Source organism: Phenylobacterium sp. (assembly GCF_046463815.1).
GTDB lineage: Bacteria > Pseudomonadota > Alphaproteobacteria > Caulobacterales > Caulobacteraceae > Phenylobacterium.
On record NZ_JBKBRO010000016.1, the window covers coordinates 23,968 to 42,520 of the forward strand.

The following is an 18,553-nucleotide window of genomic DNA, read 5'->3' on the forward strand; positions in this document are numbered from 1 at the left end:
CCAGTTTGCGGCGATTCTGGATCGGCTTCGTATGCCGGGGAGGGTCGCCGGATCAACGCGGCGGCCCTGCGGCGTGGAGACGCCTCCCGCTAGCTCACTTCTTCGGCGCGAAGATGGCCGACAGCCGGTCCGGCGTCCCCTCGATCCGTTCCAGGCGCGGGTAGCGCAGGCCGCCCCGGTAGTCGATCGCCACCGTGCGGAAGTGATCGCCGTCCTTGACGATCAGGCTGAGCGGCGCGCCGGACTTGGCGGCGGTGATCGCCTCCTTCAGGCGGCCCGTCTCATAGGCGACGCCGTTCACCGCCAGGATCTGGTCGCCCACGGTGAGGCCGGCTTTGAAGGCGGGGCCGTCCCACAGCACCGAGGTGATCTTCGCCTCGCGGTTCAGGGTGAGGCCCAGGGAGTAGGTCAGGTCCACCATCTTCCGGGACGCCTCGACATCCTTGAAGTAGTCCGTGGGCGTATCCGTGTAGACGAGGCGGTAGCCGCCGCGGGCCAGGCCATCCAGCGGGAAGGCAGGCGAGACCTGCCTGAGCTTGGAGTCCAGGAACGTCGCCCAGTCGTGGGGCTGCACCTTGTTCAGCGTCTCCACCACCTCCTCGAAGGTGTAGGTCAGGGGCTGCTTCCACTCGCCGTCGTTCACGCCGAAGAACGCCCGGGCGAAATCGTCGAGCGACTTCTTTCCGCCGGACTTCTCCCGGATGAGGGTGTCGACGTCGAGCCAGACGAGCTGGCCTTCCGAATAGTAGTCCTCGCTGCGCTGCCAGCTCGTCCAGGGGATCGGACGGCGGCCCGCGATGATGGGGTCGTTGGTGGTGTCCTCGACCGAGCGCCACTGGCGGCCGGGCCGCCCTTCGGAATAGGTGGCGGCCGTCATGGCCAGCGCGTCGAGCGTCTGCTGCTTGGTGACCAGGCCCGACCGCGCCCCCAGCACATAACCCCAGTACTGGTCCTGGCCCTCGTAGACCCAGAGCAGGCTGTCGCGCATGGGCTCGTTCAGGGTCGGCCGCCACAGGTCGGCGGGGCGGCGGTACTTGCCATCCCACGAGTGGCTGTATTCGTGGGGCAGGAGGTTGCGGGCCGGTGCGTTCTTGGACCACTCGGTGAAGTATTCCGGGTCGGTGCCGTTCTCGCTGGAGCGATGATGCTCCAGGCCGATGCCTCCCATCCGCTCGGTCAGGGCCAGCAGGAAGTCGTAGTGGTCGTAGTGCCGCGCGCCGTAGAGCTTGTCGGCCTGGCGGACCAGTTCGCGGTGCTTCTCGATCTGCTCGTCGGTGGCGGCCAGCAGCTCGGGACGGTCGGCCACGATGTTGAGGCGCACGGGCGACTTGCCGCTGGTGTCGAGATCGTAGCGCTTGAAGTGCTTGCCGGCGAACAGGGGCGAATCGACGAAGGTGTCGAAGTCGACGCGCTTGAAGCGCACCAGGCCATCCTGTTCCGAGGCGGCTTCGAGGGCCGTGCCATAGCCCCAGCCCGCCGGCAGGCGGACCGAGGCGTCCACGGGGATGCGGCGCATGTAGTAGCCGGCCGGGTACATGGCCAGCGAGATGAACTGGGCGTTCAGCATCTCGGGCGTGATCAGGACGCGGCCCTGGTCGGGGGCGGTGGGCGAGACGTGCTGGAACTCGATCTCCAGCGTCTTGGCGCCAGCCGGCGGGGTGACGCGGAAGGCGAAGACCTCGACGGGATCGCGCTTCCAGGCCACCGGCTGCCCGTCGGCCCGGATGGTCAGGCCCGCGATGTTGTAGAGCGGGTTGCGCGGCGAGTGCCCGCCCGGCACCCATTGCGGGAAGAGCACGACCATCTCGCCCGGCTTGGTCACCGGGATGGTCTGGCGCACCCGGAAGATGCGGCGGTCGAGGTCGGTGGCGTCGATGTCCACCGTGAGCACGCCGGGATAGGCGATGTCCTGGGGCGCCTCCACCGGCGTCGGCAGCGGCAGGGGCTGCGGACCGGGGGAAGGCTGAGCGAAGGCGGGGAGAGCGGCGGCGCCGGCGAGGAGGGCGGCCGCGAGGCTGAGGGTCGAGAAGCGCATGGCCTGTTGTAGAGCCGCTCGTCGGCAGACCGCAAACCCCATGCGGCGTAACGCGGTCGAAGAACAACGCTATTCAAGTGGCGTCGCCTGGACTATGGAGGACAACTCAAACGAGAAACTGGGGGTTATTCCATGATGAAGCGATTGACTCTGGGCCTCGTGGCGGCCGGCGCGCTCGCGCTCGCCGCCTGCCAACAGAACGAAGCGAAGACCGAGGCGCCGCCTGAAGCCGCCACGCCGGCGGCCACTCCGGCGGGGGCCGCGACGGGCGAGGCCTGCGAGGGCTTGCCTGGCGCCCAGTGCGCCTCGCCGGGCGACTTCTGCAAGAAGCCCGCTGGCCAGTGCGAGGTGGCCGACGCCCAGGGGACCTGCACCAAGGTCCCGGAGGTCTGCCCCAAGATCTACCAGCCCGTCTGCGGCTGCGACGGCAAGACCTATGGCAACGCCTGCGAGGCCGAGGCGGCCCGGGTGAGCATCGCCTCCGAAGGCGCGTGCAAGACCGGGTGAGGTTTAGCGGATCGCTCAGGCGATCCTGGGAGCCGCGCCTCGGCCGGCGAGGGATGCGGCACGATGGAAAAAGGGCCGCGGATCGCTCCGCGGCCCTTCCGTGATCTCTCAGGAAATTCCGACTAGCACTTGTAGTACATGTCGAATTCCACCGGGTGCGGGTGGAGCTGGAGGCGCATGACCTCCTCCATCTTCAGTTCGATGTAGGCGTCGATGAAGTCGTCGTCCATGACGCCGCCCTTCTTGAGGAAAGCCCGGTCCTTGTCGAGATTCTCGAGGGCCTCGCGCAGGCTGCCGCAGACTTCCGGAACCTTCTTCTGCTCGCGGGGCGGCAGGTCGTAGAGGTTCTTGTCCATCGCCGGACCCGGATCGATCTTGTTCTCGATCCCGTCGAGGCCGGCCATCAGCAGGGCCACGAAGGTCAGGTAGGGGTTGCCCATCGGATCGGGGAAGCGCGCCTCGATGCGCTTGGCCTTGGGGCTGTCCACGTGCGGGATGCGGATCGACGCCGAGCGGTTGCGGGCCGAATAGGCCAGCTTCACCGGGGCTTCGTAGCCGGGCACCAGGCGCTTGTACGAGTTCGTCGTGGAGTTCGAGAACGCGTTGATCGCCTTGGCGTGCTTGATGATGCCGCCGATGTACCACAGGCACATGTCCGACAGGCCGGCGTACTTGTCGCCCGCGAACAGCGGCTTGCCGCCCTTCCAGATCGACTGGTGGACATGCATGCCCGAGCCGTTGTCGCCGAACATCGGCTTGGCCATGAAGGTGGCCGTCTTGCCGTAGGCATGGGCGACGTTGTGGATGACGTACTTATAGAGCTGCATCCGGTCGGCCATGGTGATCAGCTCGGCGAACTTCAGGCCCAGCTCGTGCTGCGCCGGCGCCACCTCGTGGTGGTGCTTCTCGGGCTGCATGCCCAGCTCGCCCATGACCGCCAGCATCTCGCCGCGCAGGTCCTGGCCGCTGTCCACCGGGTTCACCGGGAAATAGCCCCCCTTCGGGCCGGGCCGGTGGCCCATGTTGCCTTCGGGATAGACCTTGCCCGTGTTCACCGGCAGTTCGGTGGAGTCGTACGAGTAGCCGGTGTCGTGCGCGGCGGTGTTCCAGCGCACGTCGTCGAAGATGAAGAACTCGGCCTCGGGGCCGAAGAACACCGTGTCGCCGATGCCCGCCGACTTCGTGTAGGCCAGCGCGGCCTTGGCGATCGAGCGCGGGTCGCGGTTGTAGGGCGTGTTGGTGTCGGGGTTCACGACGTCGCAGAACAGCGCGAGCGTGGTCTGCTGGTAGAACGGGTCGATGATCGCCGAGTCCAGGTCCGGGCGCAGCTTCATGTCGGACTCGTTGATCGCCTTCCAGCCGGCGATCGAGGAGCCGTCGAACATCGTGCCGTCGTTCAGGAAGTCGTCGTCGACGAGGTCGACGTCGAAGGTGACGTGCTGCATCTTGCCCCGGATGTCGGTGAAGCGCACGTCGACGTATTTGACGTCCTTTTCCTTGATCAGGTTCAGGATGTCCTTCGCGGAAGCCATGGTCTTATCCCCTTGCTGGTCTCGATCGCCTTGAAGGAAGGCGGCTTGAAGGTTGGTCAGATGGCGACGGTCCCGGTTTCGCCGGTGCGGATGCGCACGACGTCCAGGATTTCGGAGACGAAGATCTTGCCGTCGCCGATCCGGCCCGTGCGGGCGGCGGCGGAGATCGCTTCGAGAGCGCGGGACAGGTGGTCGTCGGCGACGACCACCTCGATCTTGATCTTCGGCAGGAAGTCCACGACGTACTCGGCTCCGCGATAGAGTTCCGTCTGGCCCTTCTGCCGGCCGTAGCCCTTGGCCTCGATCACCGTCATGCCCTGGACGCCCAGCTCCTGCAGGGCCTCCTTCACTTCGTCGAGCTTGAACGGTTTGATGATGGCTTCGATCTTCTTCATGTCTCGACTTCGGCTGGCGGGCGACGCCGCCCCGCGATTGAGGCGGACGGAGCACGGCGGACGGGGCGGCCACAAGCGCGCTTCGGTTGCTTGACGCGACGGCCGCCTGGGAAAATGGATCGGCGCCCAAGAAATGGGCGCCATTGGATCAAAAAACGGTCAGCCCGGAAAACGCCCCAAGCCGGCGCCTTCCGAGGCTAGGATCGCAGGCAAACGACGTCGGGAGGCGGGCGAAGCATGGGTGATCGCACCCCTGTTCTCATCGGAGCGGGTCAATTCACGTATCGGGGCGATCCGGGCGTATCGCCGTCGCCGACGGCGCTGCTGAAGATTGCGGCGGAACGCGCCGCCGAGGACGCCGGGATCGGGGCCAAAGGGCTCGCCGGGATCGACGGCCTGGCCGTCGTCGGCTTCACCATCGACGCTCCGGGCTCGAAGCGCGGGATGATCCCGCACTCGACGAACCCGCCCGCCAATCTGGCCGCAAGGATCGGCGCCGCGCCGCGGTGGAGCGTCTATTCCGAAATGGGCGGCAACACGCCCCAGTACCTGATCAACACGCTGGCCGAACGGATCGCCAGGGGCGAGACCGACCTGGCGCTCGCGGTGGGCTGCGAGTTCCTGGGTTCGGCCATGAAGCGGGCCACCCGCGGCCTGTCCTTCGACGACTGGAAGGCCGGCGAGCCCGAGGACCTGCCGCCGCCCCAGCGGATCGGCGATCCCCGCCCGGGCAACACGGCCTATGAGGCGCGGCACGGCCTGGACCGGCCGATCAACATCTATCCGCTGTTCGAGAACGCGCTCCGGGCCCGCGACGGCCGCTCGATCCCCGACCACCAGCGCCGGATGGGCGAGCTCTTCTCGCGCTTCAGCAAGGTCGCGGCGGGCAATCCCGAGGCCTGGTTCCCGGTCGAGCGCTCGGCCGAGGAACTGGTCACGGTCACCGAGAAGAATCGGATGATCGGCTTCCCGTACCCGAAGCTCCTCAACGCCATCATGGAGGTGGACCAGTCCGCCGCCGTGCTGGTCGCCAGCGAGGCGAAGGCCCGCGAACTGGGCGTGCCCGAGAGCCACTGGGTCTATCTGCACGGCTGCGCCGACGCCTCCGACCTCTGGCACCCGCTGGACCGGCAGAACTTCCATTCCAGCCCGGCCATGGAGCTGACCGGCCAGCGGGCGTTCGAGATGGCCGGCATCGGGCTCTCCGATATCGATCTGATCGACCTCTATTCCTGTTTCCCGGTCGCTGTTGAGATCGGGGCCGAGGCCCTGGGCCTGTCGCTGGACGATCCGCGCGGCCTGACGGTCACGGGCGGCTTGCCCTATGCCGGCGGTCCGGGGAACAACTACGTCATGCACTCGGTCGCCGTGATGCTCCAGAAGCTGCGCCAGAAGCCGGGCGCCTATGGCCTGATCACCGGCAACGGCTGGTACCTGACCAAGCAGTCCACGGGCATCTATTCCACGAAGCGCCCGGACAGGCCGTTCGAGCGTCAGGACCCCGCCGTCCTGCAACGCCAGATCGACGCCCTGCCGCATCCGGAGATCGTCGAACGTCCGAGCGGGGCGGCCGTGATCGAGACCTACACCGTGGTCCACAAGCGCGAGGGGCCCTTCATGGCCATTGTCGTCGGCCGCGACGGGGCGGGGCGCCGGTTCGTCGCCAACACGCCGCAGGACCCGGCGCTGCTTGCCTCCATGGAAACCTCGGAGCAAGTGGGGCGGAAAGGAACCGTCAGCCAGTCGGAGGACGGCCTCAACCTTTTCATCCCCGGCTAGGAGCTCCATGGCGCGCCTCTATCTGATCCGTCACGGCCGGCCGGCGTCCACCTGGGGCGGCGCTGACGACGACCCCGGCCTGGACCCGGCGGGGCGCGCCCAGGCAGAGGCGGCGCGGGACTGGCTGCTGGCCCTGCCCGAGGGCCAGCGTCCGAAGCGCGTGGCGAGTTCGCCCCTGCGTCGCTGCCGCGAGACGGCCGAGCCCACCGCCCAGGCGCTGGGCGTGGACGTCGAGATCGATCCGGTGGTGGGCGAAATCCCCACGCCGGGGAACCTCGCGCCCGAGGCGCGTCCCGCGTGGCTGCGCAAGGCGTTCGAGGGCGCCTGGACCGAGATCGAGGGCGACCTCGACTACGCGGCGTGGCGCGAGGCCATCGTGGAGAAGCTGCGGACTTGCGGGGACGTGGCGGTCTTCTCGCACTACGTGGCCATCAACGCGGCGGTCTCGCGGCTGATGGACGATCCCAGGGTGCTGGTGTTCCGGCCGGACCACGCCTCGATCACGGTGCTGGAGACCGACGGCGAGCGGCTGTCTCTCGTGGCCCGCGGCGCCGAAGCCGTCACCGGAGTGCTCTGAGCGTGCGCCCGATCCTCACCGTGGCCGAGACGCAGGCGGCGGACCGGGCGGCCATCGAAGCGGGCACGCCGGGCATCGATCTGATGGAGCGGGCCGGAACGGCGGTGGCCGACGCGATCTGCGCGCGCTTCCGGCCGCAGGCGACCGTCGTGCTCTGCGGGCCGGGCAACAACGGCGGCGACGGATATGTGGTCGCCCGCGTCCTGAAGTCCCGAGGCTGGCCGGTGGAGGTGAGGGCGCTTTCCGAGCCTTCGACCCCAGACGCCAGGGCCGCCGCCGCCCGCTGGGACGGACCGACCCGGCCGCTGGACGGCGTCCCGGAGTCGGCCCTGATCGTCGACGCCCTTTTCGGCGCCGGCCTGACCCGGCCGCTGGATGGCGTGGCGGCGCTTGCGGCTCAGCGCCTGGCCAACCGCGCTGACAAGGTGGTGGCCATAGACGTGCCCAGCGGCGTGCCGGGCGACACGGGCCAGCCGAAGGGCGCGGCGTTCTGCGCCAGCCTCACCGTCACTTTTCACGCCCGCAAGCCCGCCCACGTGCTGGAGCCGGGCAAGGACCTCTGCGGCGAGGTGGTGGTGGCCGACATCGGCCTTGGCGACACGCCGTCCAGGCTGGAGGAGAACGGCCCCGATCTGTGGCTGCCGCGCTTCCCCTGGCCAACCTCGTCCTCGCACAAGCACGCCCGCGGCCGGATGATCGTGGTGAGCGGCGAGGCCTGGAACACAGGCGCCGCGCGTCTCGCCGCTCGGGCGGGCCTGCGCATCGGCGCGGGGCTCGTCACGGTCCTGTCGCCGCCGGAGGCCCTGGCTCCGAACGCCGCCCACCTGGAGGCGGTGATGCTGCGGCCGTTCGAGACAGACGCCGAACTGGAGCAGGCGGCGGCCCAGGTGGACGCCGCCGTGATCGGCCCCGCCGCGGGGGTGAACGAGGCCACGCTGCTGAACGTCCTGGCGTTGGCCCGGACCGGCGCGGCCCTTGTGCTGGACGCCGACGCCATCACCGTCTTCCGCGACGATCCGGAGGAACTGTTCTCGGTGCTGGATCGGGACGATGTGCTGACCCCGCACCCAGGCGAGTTCGAACGCCTGTTCCCCGGCTTGCTGGCGGGTTCGCCCGAGCGGATCACGGCGGCCCGCCGCGCGGCGGAGATGGCCGGGGCGGTGGTGCTGCTGAAGGGCGCTGACACGGTCGTGGCCGCGCCCGATGGTCGGGCGGCGGTGAACGTCAACGGCTCGCCGTGGCTGGCGACCGCCGGCTCCGGGGACGTGCTGGCGGGCTTCATCGGCGGCCTGATGGCCCAGGGCATGGACAGCTTCGAGGCCGCCTGCGCCGGGGCCTGGATTCATTCCGAAGCCGCCGAACTTCACGGACCCGGCCTCATCTCGGAGGACCTGCCGGGCCTCACGCCCGCGGTGCTCCGGCGGCTCTACGAAGAGCGCTGAGCTACGACCTCGGCGGCCGCAGCGCGAAGAACTCGGGTTCGCCGGTGAAGTGGTAGGCGGCGGTGTCAAGCGCCTTCCGGACGGCGTCCAGGATCAGGTAGTCCGGGCCGAAGGGGCGGCGCCGCGCCTGCATCTCGATGAGGTTCTGGCGGAAGGGCTTGAGCGCTTCGAAGGCCTGCCTGGCCTCGACGACGCCGGGATATCGGATGCGCGTCACGTTCGTACTCCTGCGGTTTTCAAACAAAAGCAGAACATCTGGGGTGTCGCGAGCGCCTGCCGGCTGCATTGCGCGCGGTCCGCAACCGCACGTGACCGGGAACGAACAAAAACCCCGGCCTTCGTGACGGCGAAGGCCGGGGCCGGGCGGCGCTTCAGTCGGGGGTGCGTGCCGCCGCCCGTCGTCCGTGCCTGGAGGTGCGCGGACCTCACAACTACGGCGCTAAGGTCAAGCCGGACGCATTGATCCCGATCAGAGAACGTTGTTCACGCGGTCCGGCGCTGGCGGACCGCGTCCCCCATCAGCGCCAAGGCGGCGACCAGCAGGGGCAGGAGGAAAAAGGCGATCCGGTAGCCCAGGAAGGCGGCGGCGAGGGGAGCGGCCGGAACGCCGGCCAGCAACGTGGAGAGGGAGCCTTCGAACACGCCCACGCCGCCGGGCACATGCGAGATCAGCCCGATCACGACGGAAGGGGCATAGGCGCCCACGAAGCTGAAGTAGCTCATCGAGCCCTCCGGCAGCAGGCTCCAGATGATCCCGGCCGCGACGGCGTTGTCGACCGCCCCCAGCGCGATCTGGGCCAGCGCCACGCGCCACGAGGGGAGCTTCAGGCTATGGCCGAAGCCTTTCAGCGGGCGCTTCAGCGTCCCGCACAGGGCCACGTAGAAGGCCACCGCTCCCAGGAGCACGATGCCGACGCCGCTGGCGACCGGCGCGGCGATGCGCACCGCGTCGCTGCTTCCGCCGATCAGCAGGCTGACGCCGGCCAGGGTGGAGAGGCCCACGGCGAAGGAGACGCCGTGGAAGACGGTGGTCGCGGCCACCTCCTTCAGGGTGACGCCATAGCGGCTGTAGAAGCGAGCCCGCACCGCGCCCGAAACCAGCAGGTTGGCGCCGAGGGTGTGGCCGATGGCGTTGGCCAGGAACGAGCCGGCCAGGGCCGGCGGGATCGGCAGCCGCGCCCCCGCCCAGCGCAGGCCCAGCCATTCGACCAGGCCCATCAGGGTGAAGCTGGCGGCCGACAGGCCCAGCGCCGCCAGGGTGTCGCCGTAGCCCCAGGCGCGCATGGAGGCGGCCACGTCGGCGGGCTTCACCTCGTGGAACTCGCGCCACAGCACGAACACAGCGGCGCCCAGCAGCAGGAACGGGACGACGTGGAGCGCCCAGCGGCGGATCAGGGGATAGAAGCTGGAGCCCTGGGTCTGGGGGAGGGCTGCGGCCAGATCCTCTTCCAGGTCCTCCAGGCCATGGGACTGAAGCTCTGCGGGGTCGCGGGTCTGCACGAGGTCGAGGTGTCCCTTGAGTCGGTGGCGGGGTCACCGCCCCCTGAACGCTGGAACGGAAAACGGGAACCGCAAGCTGGAACCTGAGGCCAAGGCGCAGGGTCTCCCGACGACTTCGGCCAAATCACGACGGAGGCGACGATGAACCGGGATCACTGGCGCGAGGACGACGAACGCGAACGGCGCTGACGGCAAGCCCGCCGCGACCGCGACGACTTCGGCCAGGTCGACTACTCCAAGGACCATCTTTACGCCCCCCGGACGCGGTCCGGCTACCGGATCGAGGATGTCGCCGACATCGAGGGCGTCCGGAACGTGCAGAACAACCTGCGCGTCCGCGCGCGCGGCTGGACGTTCCCCTAGGATTCGGCCTCGGGCCTGGGGAACCGACGCCGGAACCGCTCCACCATGACCGGCGCGAAGGCGGCGGCCAGGCCGCCCAGGTCCGCCACCCAGTTGTCCACCAGGGAACCGAAGCGAGCGCCAGACAGCAGGTGCGTGGCCTCCAGCCCCGTCGCGAAGAGCAGGTAGCCCAGGGCGATGGGGCGCAGCCGGGTGCGGGGCATGGCGGCCAGGCCGCAGAGCGCGGCTACGTAGAAGGCGGCGAAATGCTGGAGGTAGGTGGATTCCACGAAGTCCGGCACCATCGAGGGCGGCAGGAAGACCGCGATCACAATGGCGGCGAGGGCCCCCATGAAGGCGAGCCTAGCGCCCACGGCCAGGGGGCCGGTGTCGGGATAACGCCCGTCGCCCAGGAGCGTGCGGTCATCGTTCATGGCGTGAGCCTAGGGGTTCGCCGGCCCCGTCGGAACCCCCACCATGGACTGAAGGCCTGAGCAAGCCGGTCACCGTTTCCATTCCCCCTGATCTCGGACGCGCCTCCGACGCCCGGTCGATGGCGTCGAGGCAGCGCTCCAAGGCGATCCTCTGCGCCGGCCCCGACCGCAAGAACCTTCGAGCGGCGCCGTAAGACCGGCGACGAGGCAACCCCGGATGCGCTCCGGGGGTTTAGGGCCTGAGCTTGAACTCCAGGAGATTTCGAGATGCCGCACAAGCAGACGGAAGACGAGGCCAAGCGCGCCTTCACCCACGGCTCCAGCGGCGCCACGGCCGACATGGCCACGGACCGACCCGGGTCGGCCGACGAACAGCGCCACATCGACGCCCCTCACGCCCGGCAGACGGCCCCCCTGAAGGACGGCGAGAAGCCCGACCAGATGGCCGACCGCGAGGCCGAGGACCGTCAGGAGGCCCTGCTGGACGAGGCCATTGAGGAGACGTTTCCCGGCTCCGACCCCATCAGCCCCAAGCACATCACCTGAGGGCCTCGTACGCCTCCTGGGCGTCCAGCCATTCCATTTCGGCGGCCTCGACCGCGGCGTGGGCCGCGTCGCGCTTCCGGCCCAGTTCGGCGGCTTTCGCGGGGTCCTTCGCGAAGACCTGAGGATCGGTCAGGGCCGCGTCGATGCGCGCGAGCTCTTCCGTCGCCCGCGTCAGGGCGGCTTCGGCGGCCTCGGCGCGGCGACGGGCGGATCCGGTCGGCGCCTTGGGTTTGGCCGCCGCCGGCGGGGCGACGGGCGACGGCGGGCTCTCGGCCTTCACCTGGGTCGGCGCGCGGGCGGCGACCCGGGCCCGGTCCAGCACGAACCGCGCATAGTCCTCCATGTCGCCGTCGAAAGGCTGGATGGTCCCGTCGGCGGCCAGCCACAGTCGGTCGGCGACCAGCTCCATGAGCGACCGGTCGTGGGTGATGAGGATGACCGCCCCCTCGTAGTCGTTCAGCGCTTCCAGCAGGGCCCGACGGCTGTCGATGTCGAGGTGGTTGGTCGGCTCGTCGAGGATCAGGAGGTGCGGCGCCTCCATGGCCACGAGGTTCAGCAGCAGGCGGGCCCGCTCGCCGCCCGACAGGCTGGCGACCTTGGTCTCCACCTTCTCGTAGGGGAAGCCGAACTGGGCCAGCCGCGAGCGGCGCTTGGCCTCCGTCTCTTCGGGCAGGGCGCGGCGGATGATCTCCAGCGGCGTGTCCGTGGGATCCATCGCCTCGATCTGGTGCTGGTGGAACCAGCCCACCTTCAGGCGCTGAGACCGGTGGAACTTGCCCGCCTCGACGGCGAGCGCGCCGGCCACCAGTTTGGCGAAGGTCGACTTGCCGGCTCCGTTCACGCCCAGGAGGCCGATCCGGTCGTCCAGGTCGAGCCGCAGGTTCAGTTTCTTCAGGATCGGCGGGCCGCCATAGCCCACGGCGGCGTCCTCCAGCCGGAGCAGGGGCGGTGGCAGGGGCCGCTCGGGCGAAGGCAGCAGGAAGGGCGCGACGTGCTCCTCGATCACGGCGGCCACCGGGGGCAGCTTGGCGATGGCCTTCAGTCGCGACTGGGCCTGCCTCGCCTTCGAGGCCTTGGCGCGGAAGCGATCCACGAAGGACTGCATGTGGGCCCGCTTGGCTTCGATCTTCACCCGCGCGGCTTCCTGCAGGCGCAGCTTCTCGGCGAGCTGGCGCTCGAAGCTGTCGTAGCCGCCCACGTAGAGGTCGAGCTTGCCGTCCTTCAGGTGGAGGATATGGTCGACAGAGCTGTTCAGCAGGTCCCGGTCGTGGCTGATGACGATGGCGGTGTGCGGGTATTTGCGCAGGCGCGCCTCCAGCCACAGCGCCCCCTCCAGGTCCAGGTAGTTGGTGGGCTCGTCCAGCAGCAGGAGGTCGGGTTCGGCGAACAGGCTGGCGGCGAGCGCCACCCGCATCCGCCAGCCGCCCGAGAACTCGGCCATCGGCCGGGTCAGGTCCTCGGTGGAGAAGCCTAGGCCCGCCAGAATCTCGGCGGCGCGGGATGGCGCGCGGTCGGCGTCGATCTCGATGAGCCGGGCGTAGATCTCGCCCATCTCCTCGGGCGCGGCGGTCTCCAGGCGGGCGAGCAGGGTGGCGCGTTCCACGTCGGCGGCCAGCACCGTGTCGAGCAGCGGGACCGGCGTGGCCGGGTGCTCCTGGTCCACCGAGCCGATCCGGGCGGCCTTGGGCAGGCTGATCTCGCCCGAGCCCAGGACGAGCTGGCCCAGGATCAGCTTGAAGAGGGTGGACTTGCCGACGCCGTTGCGGCCGACGAGGCCCACCTTGGCGTCCTTGGGCAGGGTGACGCTGGCCCGATCGAAGAAGCGGCGGCCCCAGGCGTCGAAGACGAGGTCGGTGATCTGAAGCATATGTGAGAACGGGGGCAGGACTGCGGACGCGGACCGGCGCTCGCCGGATCTCGCGATTGAGGGAAGGGTCAGGAGTCTTTGAGCCGCGCCGCCGCCTGACCGGGGCCGCCCATAGCAGACGCCGCCGTCGCCGTCATGCCCGGCCTTAGGGATTGTTGCACCGCAGCGCCTTGGCGAGCGGGGCTCTGGCCGCTATAGACGCGCCACCTCGCGGGCCTCAGCCCGCATTTGCTCCCCAGCCCAAGAACAAGAAACACCATGACCGAACGCACCTTCTCGATCATCAAGCCGGACGCCACGCGGCGGAACCTGACCGGCAAGGTCAACGCGGTGATCGAGGACGCCGGCCTGCGCATCGTCGCCCAGAAGCGCATCCGCATGAGCCGCGCCCAAGCCGAGAAATTCTACGAAGTCCACAAGGAGCGCCCGTTCTTCGGCGAGCTGGTCGAGTTCATGACCTCGGCGCCCGTGGTGGTGCAGGTCCTGGAAGGCGACAACGCCGTGGCCCGCTACCGCGAAGTGATGGGCGCCACCAACCCGGCCCAGGCCGCCGACGGCACCATCCGCAAGCTGTACGCCGAGAGCGTCGGCGAGAACTCGGTCCACGGCTCCGACAGCCTGGAGAACGCCAAGATCGAGATCGCCCAGTTCTTCACGGACGACGAGATCGTCGGCTGAGCCGAGGCAACGAGTTCGGCTCGGCGGCATTAACCCCGTCGAGCCGTCATTTCCCCTGAAGTCAGTTCAAAGTGAGCATGCGAGAAAGCAAGGTTATGCCTGGCTTCTCCGAGCGTCTCTCCGCGCAGGCGGAGGCTCGGAAGGCCCTTCTGGAGAAGTTCAAGCCGAAGCCGACCGTCCGTGCGCAAGGCGAGGTGTTCGAGACCCGCGAGCAGCGCAAGGCGCGTGAGCTCGAGGAGGTGCGCGCCAAGCGCGCCGCCGAGAAGGAAGCCGCCCGCCTGGCCAAGGAGAAGGCCGAGGAAGAGGCCCGTCTCGCCCGCGAGAACGACGAGGAGCTCCAGCTCCAGCTCAAGCGTGAAGACCGCAAGGCGCGCAAGGCGGCCGCCAAGGCCGAGGCCCGCGCCAAGCGCGAGATGAAGGCCCAGATGCGCCGGGGCTAATCCCCGGCGACGCCCGTCATCTTGCGGGACATGTTCCCATAGTAGCCCTGGATGAGGAGTTCGACGGCTTCGCCGCGTTCCTCAGCCTCGAACGCCAGGTCCTTGGCCATCTGGATCGCAGCCGATCTGGAAAGGCCGGCGGCCAGCGGCGCCCCGTCGCCGAAAACCGTCCAGTCACCGTCCTTCAGGGTCACCGCGTACTGGACCATGCCGTAATGCCCCTCGTGCCCGAGTCCCAGCGCCCCGGCGCACCCAGGTTCCGGATGGGCGGCGGCGCACGCAATACGCGAAGCGGCATGCCGACGTGAACTTCGCTGGAATGCAAACCCTTATCTCAACAAGCTGAGCCTTTGCGCGATCGCCGGCGCGACGCAATTCCCGCATGGCGCGAGTCCGGCCGCGGGGCGATCGGCGCGTGACCCGGCGGCGGTTCGCTGCGACACTCCCAGCCGGAGGTCGCCATGGACGCGCCGCACCTGATCTATTTCGCCGACCCGATGTGCTCATGGTGCTACGGGTTCTCACCGGTGATCGAAGATATCCGTCGGGCGTTCGGCCGGGCCCTCCCGATCCGCGTCATCATGGGCGGCCTGCGCCCCGGGACGGAGACGCCCATGACCGAGGCGGCCAAGGCCGAGGTCGTCGGCCACTGGCGCCACGTCCAAGAGGCCACCGGCCTGCCGTTCGACGAAAACGCGCTCGCTCGCGAAGGCTTCGTCTACGACACCGATCCGGCGGCCCGGGCGGTGGTGGTCGTCCGCCGCGACGGCGAGGAGCTGGCGACCGACTATCTGGGGCGGGTCCAGAGGGCCTTCTACGCCGAGGGCCGGGACGTCACCTCGGGCGAGGTGCTGGCCGGCCTCGCGGTCGAACTGGGCGTGGACCGTGAACGGTTCCTCGAGCAATGGTCCAGCGAGGAGGCCAAGCAGGAGACCTGGCGCGACTACGCCATATCCCAGCGGGCCGGCGTCACGGGATTCCCGACCCTGGTCGGCGGCCCCAACGCCGACGGAGCCTATGGCGTCGTCACCCGTGGCTACGCGGCCCAGGAGCCGGTCGTCGCGGCGCTCCGCAACTGGCTTGAAGGCGCCGAGGGCTGACGGCTCCCTTGCGCCGCCGCATACGGCGGGCGATATCGGAAGGGACGCACGGGCGAGCCGCCCGCGCCCAAGATCTCTGAAGGACCGTCCTTTCCATGCGTGATCCCGTCACCACCGCCCTGGGCCTCGTGCCGATGGTCGTCGAGCAGACGAGCCGGGGCGAACGCGCCTACGACATCTTTTCCCGCCTGCTGAAGGACCGGATCGTGTTCCTGGCCGGTCCGGTCGAGGACGGAATGGCCAGCCTCATCTGCGCCCAACTGCTGCACCTGGAGGCGGAGAACCCCAAGAAAGAGATCCAGATGTACATCAACTCGCCGGGCGGCGTGGTGACGTCCGGCCTCGCGATCTACGACACCATGCAGTACATCAAGAGCCCGGTGATCACGCTGTGCCTGGGCATGGCGGCCTCGATGGGTTCGTTCCTGCTGATGGCCGGCGAGAAGGGGCAGCGGATCGCGTTGCCGAACTCGCGTATCATGGTCCACCAGCCGTCCGGCGGCTACTCGGGCAAGGCGACAGACATCCAGCGCCACGCCGAGGACATCATCAAGACCAAGCGCCGGCTGAACGAGATCTACGCCAAGCACACCGGCCGCACCGTGGAAGAGGTCGAGGAGACCCTGGACCGGGACTTCTTCATGACGGCCCAGGAGGCCAAGGACTGGGGTCTCGTCGACCACGTCTGGGAAAAGCGCGACAACGAGGCGTAGGCCGCGTCCGACCGGCTGGAATCCGAGGGGCGCTCGCCGGCGACGGCGGGCGCCTTTCGCTTTTGTGATCCGGCGCGTGGTCACATTAAGTTCAATGGTGAAGGTGTTTTCCCGTCGCGCCTCATGTCCTATCCGGAGGGGCATGAGGGACTTCCATGATATCGTCGAGCAGTGCCGTCGGGTTTCCACGGTTCTGGTCGTAAAGAAGGCGACGATGTCGCCAGATCCATTCGTCGAAATATTGGTCGAGTCCGGCGTTAATGTGCTTGGGCCCGTCGATACCGCTGCTAAGGCCTTGACGATCATCGCGCAGAGTCCGGCTGATCTTGCCGTCGTCGAGCCTGAGCTTGCAGGGCGCCGGCACGGACCCGAGCTAGCCCGGGCCCTTCAGGAGGTCTGGGGCGTTCCTGCGGTGGTGGTCGGCGCCTGAGCGCCGCCCAGGGACCGCCGGAGCCGTCATGGGGCGCCTGATCGTCATATCGAATCGTGTCGGCCAGCCCGACGACACCCGCGGCGCGTCGGTCGGCGGCCTGGCCATGGCGCTGGGCGCGGCGCTGCGGGAGTACAACGGCATCTGGTTCGGCTGGAGCGGCCGCACCGTCGAGACCTTCACCGGCCAGCTCTCGGTCCAGCGCGGGCAGGGCGCCACCATCGCCACCGTCGACCTCGAGGAGCAGGACCGGGACGAGTACTACAACGGCTACGCCAACCGGACGCTCTGGCCGCTGTTCCACTACCGGATCGACCTGTCAGCCTACGAGCGCTCGTTCAACGAGGGCTATGCGCGGGTGAACGCGCGCTTCGCCCAGACCGTCCTGCCGCTGCTGGAGCCGGACGACTTCATCTGGGTCCACGACTACCACCTGATCCCGCTGGCCAGGGAGCTGCGCAGACGGGGGGTGAAGAACCGCATCGGCTTCTTCCTTCACATCCCGTGGCCCGCGCGGCGGCTGTTCGCGACCCTGCCGCTTCACCGCGAGCTGGTGGAAGCGGTGTTCGACTACGACCTCGTGGGCTTCCAGAGCCACGATTCCCTCAGCGCCTTCGAGGACTACGTCCGGGGCGAGGCGGAGGGCGAGATCGACTCCGGCGGGATCGACTCCGGCGGGATCGCCCAGGCCTTCGGCCGGCGGGTCCGCCTGGGCGTCTTCCCCATCGGCCTGGACGCCGACGCCTTCATGGCGGCCGCCTGGGGCGAGGCGGCGGCGGCCTGGCGCGAGCGCATGCGGGTCAGCCTGGCGGGCCGGCGAATGATCATCGGCGTGGACCGCCTCGACTACTCCAAGGGTCTGGAGGAGCGCTTCCTGGCCTACGAGGAGTACCTGGCCAACACGCCCGAGGCCCTGGAGCAGGTCTTCCTCCTGCAGATCGCCACGCCCAGCCGCGACGAGGTGGAGGCCTATCAGGAGATCCGCGCCCGCCTCGACGCCGTCACGGGCCGGATCAACGGCGCCTTCGCCACGCCCGACTGGGTGCCGATCCGCTATGTGAACCGCACCTACCGGCGCGACGAACTGGCCGGCATCTACAGCATGGCCGCCATCGGCCTGGTCACGCCGCTGCGCGACGGCATGAACCTGGTCGCCAAGGAGTATGTCGCCGCTCAGCCGCCCGAGGACCCCGGGGTGCTGATCCTGTCAAGGTTCGCCGGCGCGGCCGAGCAGATGGAGGAGGCGCTGATCGTCAACCCGTTCAGCCGCGAGGAGGTCTCGGACGCCATCGAGGCAGGCCTGGCCATGCCGCGGGACGAGCGGGTGCGCCGCTGGGAATCGCTGATCGAGGGCGTGCGCCGCCACGACGTGGCCGCCTGGCGCGACGCCTTCGTGGAGGCCCTCCTGGCGGCGCCCTGCTCGCCAGCGGACCGGCTCGCTACGGCCGAGCCTTGAACACGCGGTAGTAGGGCTCATCGGCGATGGCCAGCATCTCGGTGTCCCCACCCGTGTCGCCGTACGCCGCCCTCAGCCGCACGTCGGGCCCGAAGAGCTCCTTCAGGCGCACGACCTTCTCAGGCCCCCGGCAGTTGGGGCCGGAAAAGGTCCCGATCACGCGGTTCTGAGGATCGAAGGCCAGTTGCGTGCCCACCACCATGTCGGCCCCAAGGCCCCGGGCGAAGGGCGCGACGACGATGTCGGGCGAGGCGGTGACGACGATCAGGCGCACGGCCTGTTCGCGCCATCGCTTCCAGGCGGCCACGGCGTCGGGGCGCAGGAGGCTCCGCGAATACTGCTCGGCGAAGCGCCGAGCGTCGGCCTCCAGGCGCTCCCGCGGGACGCCCTTCAGGAATTCGCGGACGGCCGCCGCCTTGATCCGGCCCCGGTCGCGGTCGAACAGGTACACGAGCCCCGCCGGGATCAGCCTCACGCAGCCGATCCACCAGCGAAGCCCGCCGGCCCGCCATTTCAGGAACGTGGAAAAGCTGTCCCTGACGGTGACCGTGCCGTCGAAATCGAAGGCCACGATGGGCAAGGCGCCGTCCCCGGGCCGCTCTTGTGTCATTTCGGGCCGATTCCCATTTAGAGCCATGAAGCGCCTATCCACAGGGCGTCGCGCCGCGAATTGTCGCTCCGACGAGCGAAGGCTTGTGATCCTTAGCCGGATCGGGGAATGTCAAGACTTGGACAACCCCCGGCGCGTATTCTGCATGGATTGGGCGGACATGCCCCCCG

20 protein-coding genes are annotated in these 18,553 nt (G+C 69.0%); 11 read left to right on the plus strand and 9 right to left on the minus strand.

Features of this window, described 5'->3' with window-relative positions:
* Positions 1–94 precede the first annotated feature (94 nt).
* Positions 95–2,035 carry a M61 family metallopeptidase gene (locus tag ACK4TT_RS11920; protein ID WP_410213042.1) on the minus strand — a complete coding sequence of 647 codons (1,941 nt, stop codon included), beginning with the start codon at positions 2,033–2,035 and terminating at the stop codon, positions 95–97.
* Between the two features lie 135 nt (positions 2,036–2,170).
* Here ACK4TT_RS11920 and ACK4TT_RS11925 point away from each other — a divergent pair, with 135 nt between their 5' ends.
* The gene (locus tag ACK4TT_RS11925) at positions 2,171–2,542 is read left to right on the plus strand and encodes a Kazal-type serine protease inhibitor family protein (protein WP_409637124.1); all 372 of its coding nucleotides are present in this window, start codon (positions 2,171–2,173) and stop codon (positions 2,540–2,542) included.
* Between the two features lie 122 nt (positions 2,543–2,664).
* Here the strand turns inward: ACK4TT_RS11925 and glnA are convergent, their stop codons facing one another.
* Positions 2,665–4,074 carry a type I glutamate--ammonia ligase gene (gene glnA / locus ACK4TT_RS11930; protein ID WP_409637127.1) on the minus strand — a complete coding sequence of 470 codons (1,410 nt, stop codon included), beginning with the start codon at positions 4,072–4,074 and terminating at the stop codon, positions 2,665–2,667.
* A gap of 56 nt (positions 4,075–4,130) precedes the next feature.
* Positions 4,131–4,469 carry a P-II family nitrogen regulator gene (locus ACK4TT_RS11935; protein ID WP_409637130.1) on the minus strand — a complete coding sequence of 113 codons (339 nt, stop codon included), beginning with the start codon at positions 4,467–4,469 and terminating at the stop codon, positions 4,131–4,133.
* A gap of 237 nt (positions 4,470–4,706) precedes the next feature.
* Here ACK4TT_RS11935 and ACK4TT_RS11940 point away from each other — a divergent pair, with 237 nt between their 5' ends.
* The 3 genes from ACK4TT_RS11940 to ACK4TT_RS11950 are packed head-to-tail and all read left to right on the plus strand — an operon-like array spanning position 4,707 to position 8,267.
* Positions 4,707–6,248, plus strand: a complete 1,542-nt coding sequence (locus ACK4TT_RS11940; protein ID WP_410213043.1) for an acetyl-CoA acetyltransferase — start codon at positions 4,707–4,709, stop codon at positions 6,246–6,248.
* A gap of 7 nt (positions 6,249–6,255) precedes the next feature.
* Positions 6,256–6,825, plus strand: a complete 570-nt coding sequence (locus tag ACK4TT_RS11945) for a histidine phosphatase family protein (protein ID WP_409637135.1) — start codon at positions 6,256–6,258, stop codon at positions 6,823–6,825.
* Entirely contained in the window at positions 6,822–8,267 is a 1,446-nt protein-coding gene (locus tag ACK4TT_RS11950; protein WP_409637348.1) for an NAD(P)H-hydrate dehydratase, read from the plus strand. Before ACK4TT_RS11945 ends, ACK4TT_RS11950 begins: the two co-directional genes overlap by 4 nt.
* A 1-nt stretch (position 8,268) precedes the next feature.
* On the opposite strand, the gene ACK4TT_RS11955 is transcribed toward ACK4TT_RS11950, so the two are convergent.
* The 3 genes from ACK4TT_RS11955 to ACK4TT_RS11965 form a co-directional block, all read right to left on the minus strand.
* A complete protein-coding gene (locus ACK4TT_RS11955) occupies positions 8,269–8,484 on the minus strand; it encodes a hypothetical protein (RefSeq protein ID WP_409637138.1) in 216 nt (71 codons plus the stop codon).
* A 266-nt stretch (positions 8,485–8,750) separates the two neighbouring features.
* Positions 8,751–9,767 carry a lysylphosphatidylglycerol synthase domain-containing protein gene (locus tag ACK4TT_RS11960; protein ID WP_409637141.1) on the minus strand — a complete coding sequence of 339 codons (1,017 nt, stop codon included), beginning with the start codon at positions 9,765–9,767 and terminating at the stop codon, positions 8,751–8,753.
* 359 nt (positions 9,768–10,126) lie between these two features.
* Positions 10,127–10,543, minus strand: a complete 417-nt coding sequence (locus ACK4TT_RS11965) for a hypothetical protein (RefSeq protein WP_409637144.1) — start codon at positions 10,541–10,543, stop codon at positions 10,127–10,129.
* A 267-nt stretch (positions 10,544–10,810) separates the two neighbouring features.
* Between ACK4TT_RS11965 and ACK4TT_RS11970 the strand changes: the two genes are divergently transcribed.
* A complete protein-coding gene (locus tag ACK4TT_RS11970) occupies positions 10,811–11,089 on the plus strand; it encodes a hypothetical protein (protein WP_409637147.1) in 279 nt (92 codons plus the stop codon).
* Here the strand turns inward: ACK4TT_RS11970 and ACK4TT_RS11975 are convergent.
* A complete protein-coding gene (locus ACK4TT_RS11975) occupies positions 11,082–12,956 on the minus strand; it encodes an ABC-F family ATP-binding cassette domain-containing protein (RefSeq protein ID WP_409637151.1) in 1,875 nt (624 codons plus the stop codon). The genes ACK4TT_RS11970 and ACK4TT_RS11975 overlap by 8 nt on opposite strands.
* 258 nt (positions 12,957–13,214) lie before the next feature.
* On the opposite strand from ACK4TT_RS11975, the gene ndk reads away from it, so the two are divergent.
* Both ndk and ACK4TT_RS11985 read left to right on the plus strand, forming a co-directional pair.
* Positions 13,215–13,634, plus strand: a complete 420-nt coding sequence (ndk, locus tag ACK4TT_RS11980) for a nucleoside-diphosphate kinase (RefSeq protein ID WP_409637154.1) — start codon at positions 13,215–13,217, stop codon at positions 13,632–13,634.
* 77 nt (positions 13,635–13,711) lie between these two features.
* A complete protein-coding gene (locus ACK4TT_RS11985; RefSeq protein WP_409637157.1) occupies positions 13,712–14,074 on the plus strand; it encodes a DUF6481 family protein in 363 nt (120 codons plus the stop codon).
* Here the strand turns inward: ACK4TT_RS11985 and ACK4TT_RS11990 are convergent.
* Positions 14,071–14,283: a hypothetical protein gene (locus ACK4TT_RS11990; RefSeq protein WP_409637160.1), complete on the minus strand. Its 213-nt coding sequence runs from the start codon at positions 14,281–14,283 to the stop codon at positions 14,071–14,073. The two genes, ACK4TT_RS11985 and ACK4TT_RS11990, sit on opposite strands and share 4 nt — an antisense overlap.
* 252 nt (positions 14,284–14,535) lie before the next feature.
* Between ACK4TT_RS11990 and ACK4TT_RS11995 the strand changes: the two genes are divergently transcribed.
* From ACK4TT_RS11995 to ACK4TT_RS12010, 4 genes are all read left to right on the plus strand, one after another.
* Entirely contained in the window at positions 14,536–15,174 is a 639-nt protein-coding gene (locus ACK4TT_RS11995; RefSeq protein ID WP_410213044.1) for a DsbA family protein, read from the plus strand.
* Between the two features lie 95 nt (positions 15,175–15,269).
* On the plus strand, positions 15,270–15,887 hold the full coding sequence (locus ACK4TT_RS12000; RefSeq protein ID WP_409637166.1) for an ATP-dependent Clp protease proteolytic subunit: 618 nt from the start codon (positions 15,270–15,272) through the stop codon (positions 15,885–15,887).
* 142 nt (positions 15,888–16,029) lie between these two features.
* Positions 16,030–16,317: a hypothetical protein gene (locus ACK4TT_RS12005; RefSeq protein ID WP_409637168.1), complete on the plus strand. Its 288-nt coding sequence runs from the start codon at positions 16,030–16,032 to the stop codon at positions 16,315–16,317.
* A 28-nt stretch (positions 16,318–16,345) separates the two neighbouring features.
* On the plus strand, positions 16,346–17,773 hold the full coding sequence (locus ACK4TT_RS12010) for a trehalose-6-phosphate synthase (protein WP_410213045.1): 1,428 nt from the start codon (positions 16,346–16,348) through the stop codon (positions 17,771–17,773).
* Here the strand turns inward: ACK4TT_RS12010 and ACK4TT_RS12015 are convergent.
* A complete protein-coding gene (locus ACK4TT_RS12015; protein ID WP_409637174.1) occupies positions 17,757–18,383 on the minus strand; it encodes an HAD-IB family hydrolase in 627 nt (208 codons plus the stop codon). The genes ACK4TT_RS12010 and ACK4TT_RS12015 overlap by 17 nt on opposite strands.
* Positions 18,384–18,553 lie beyond the last annotated feature (170 nt).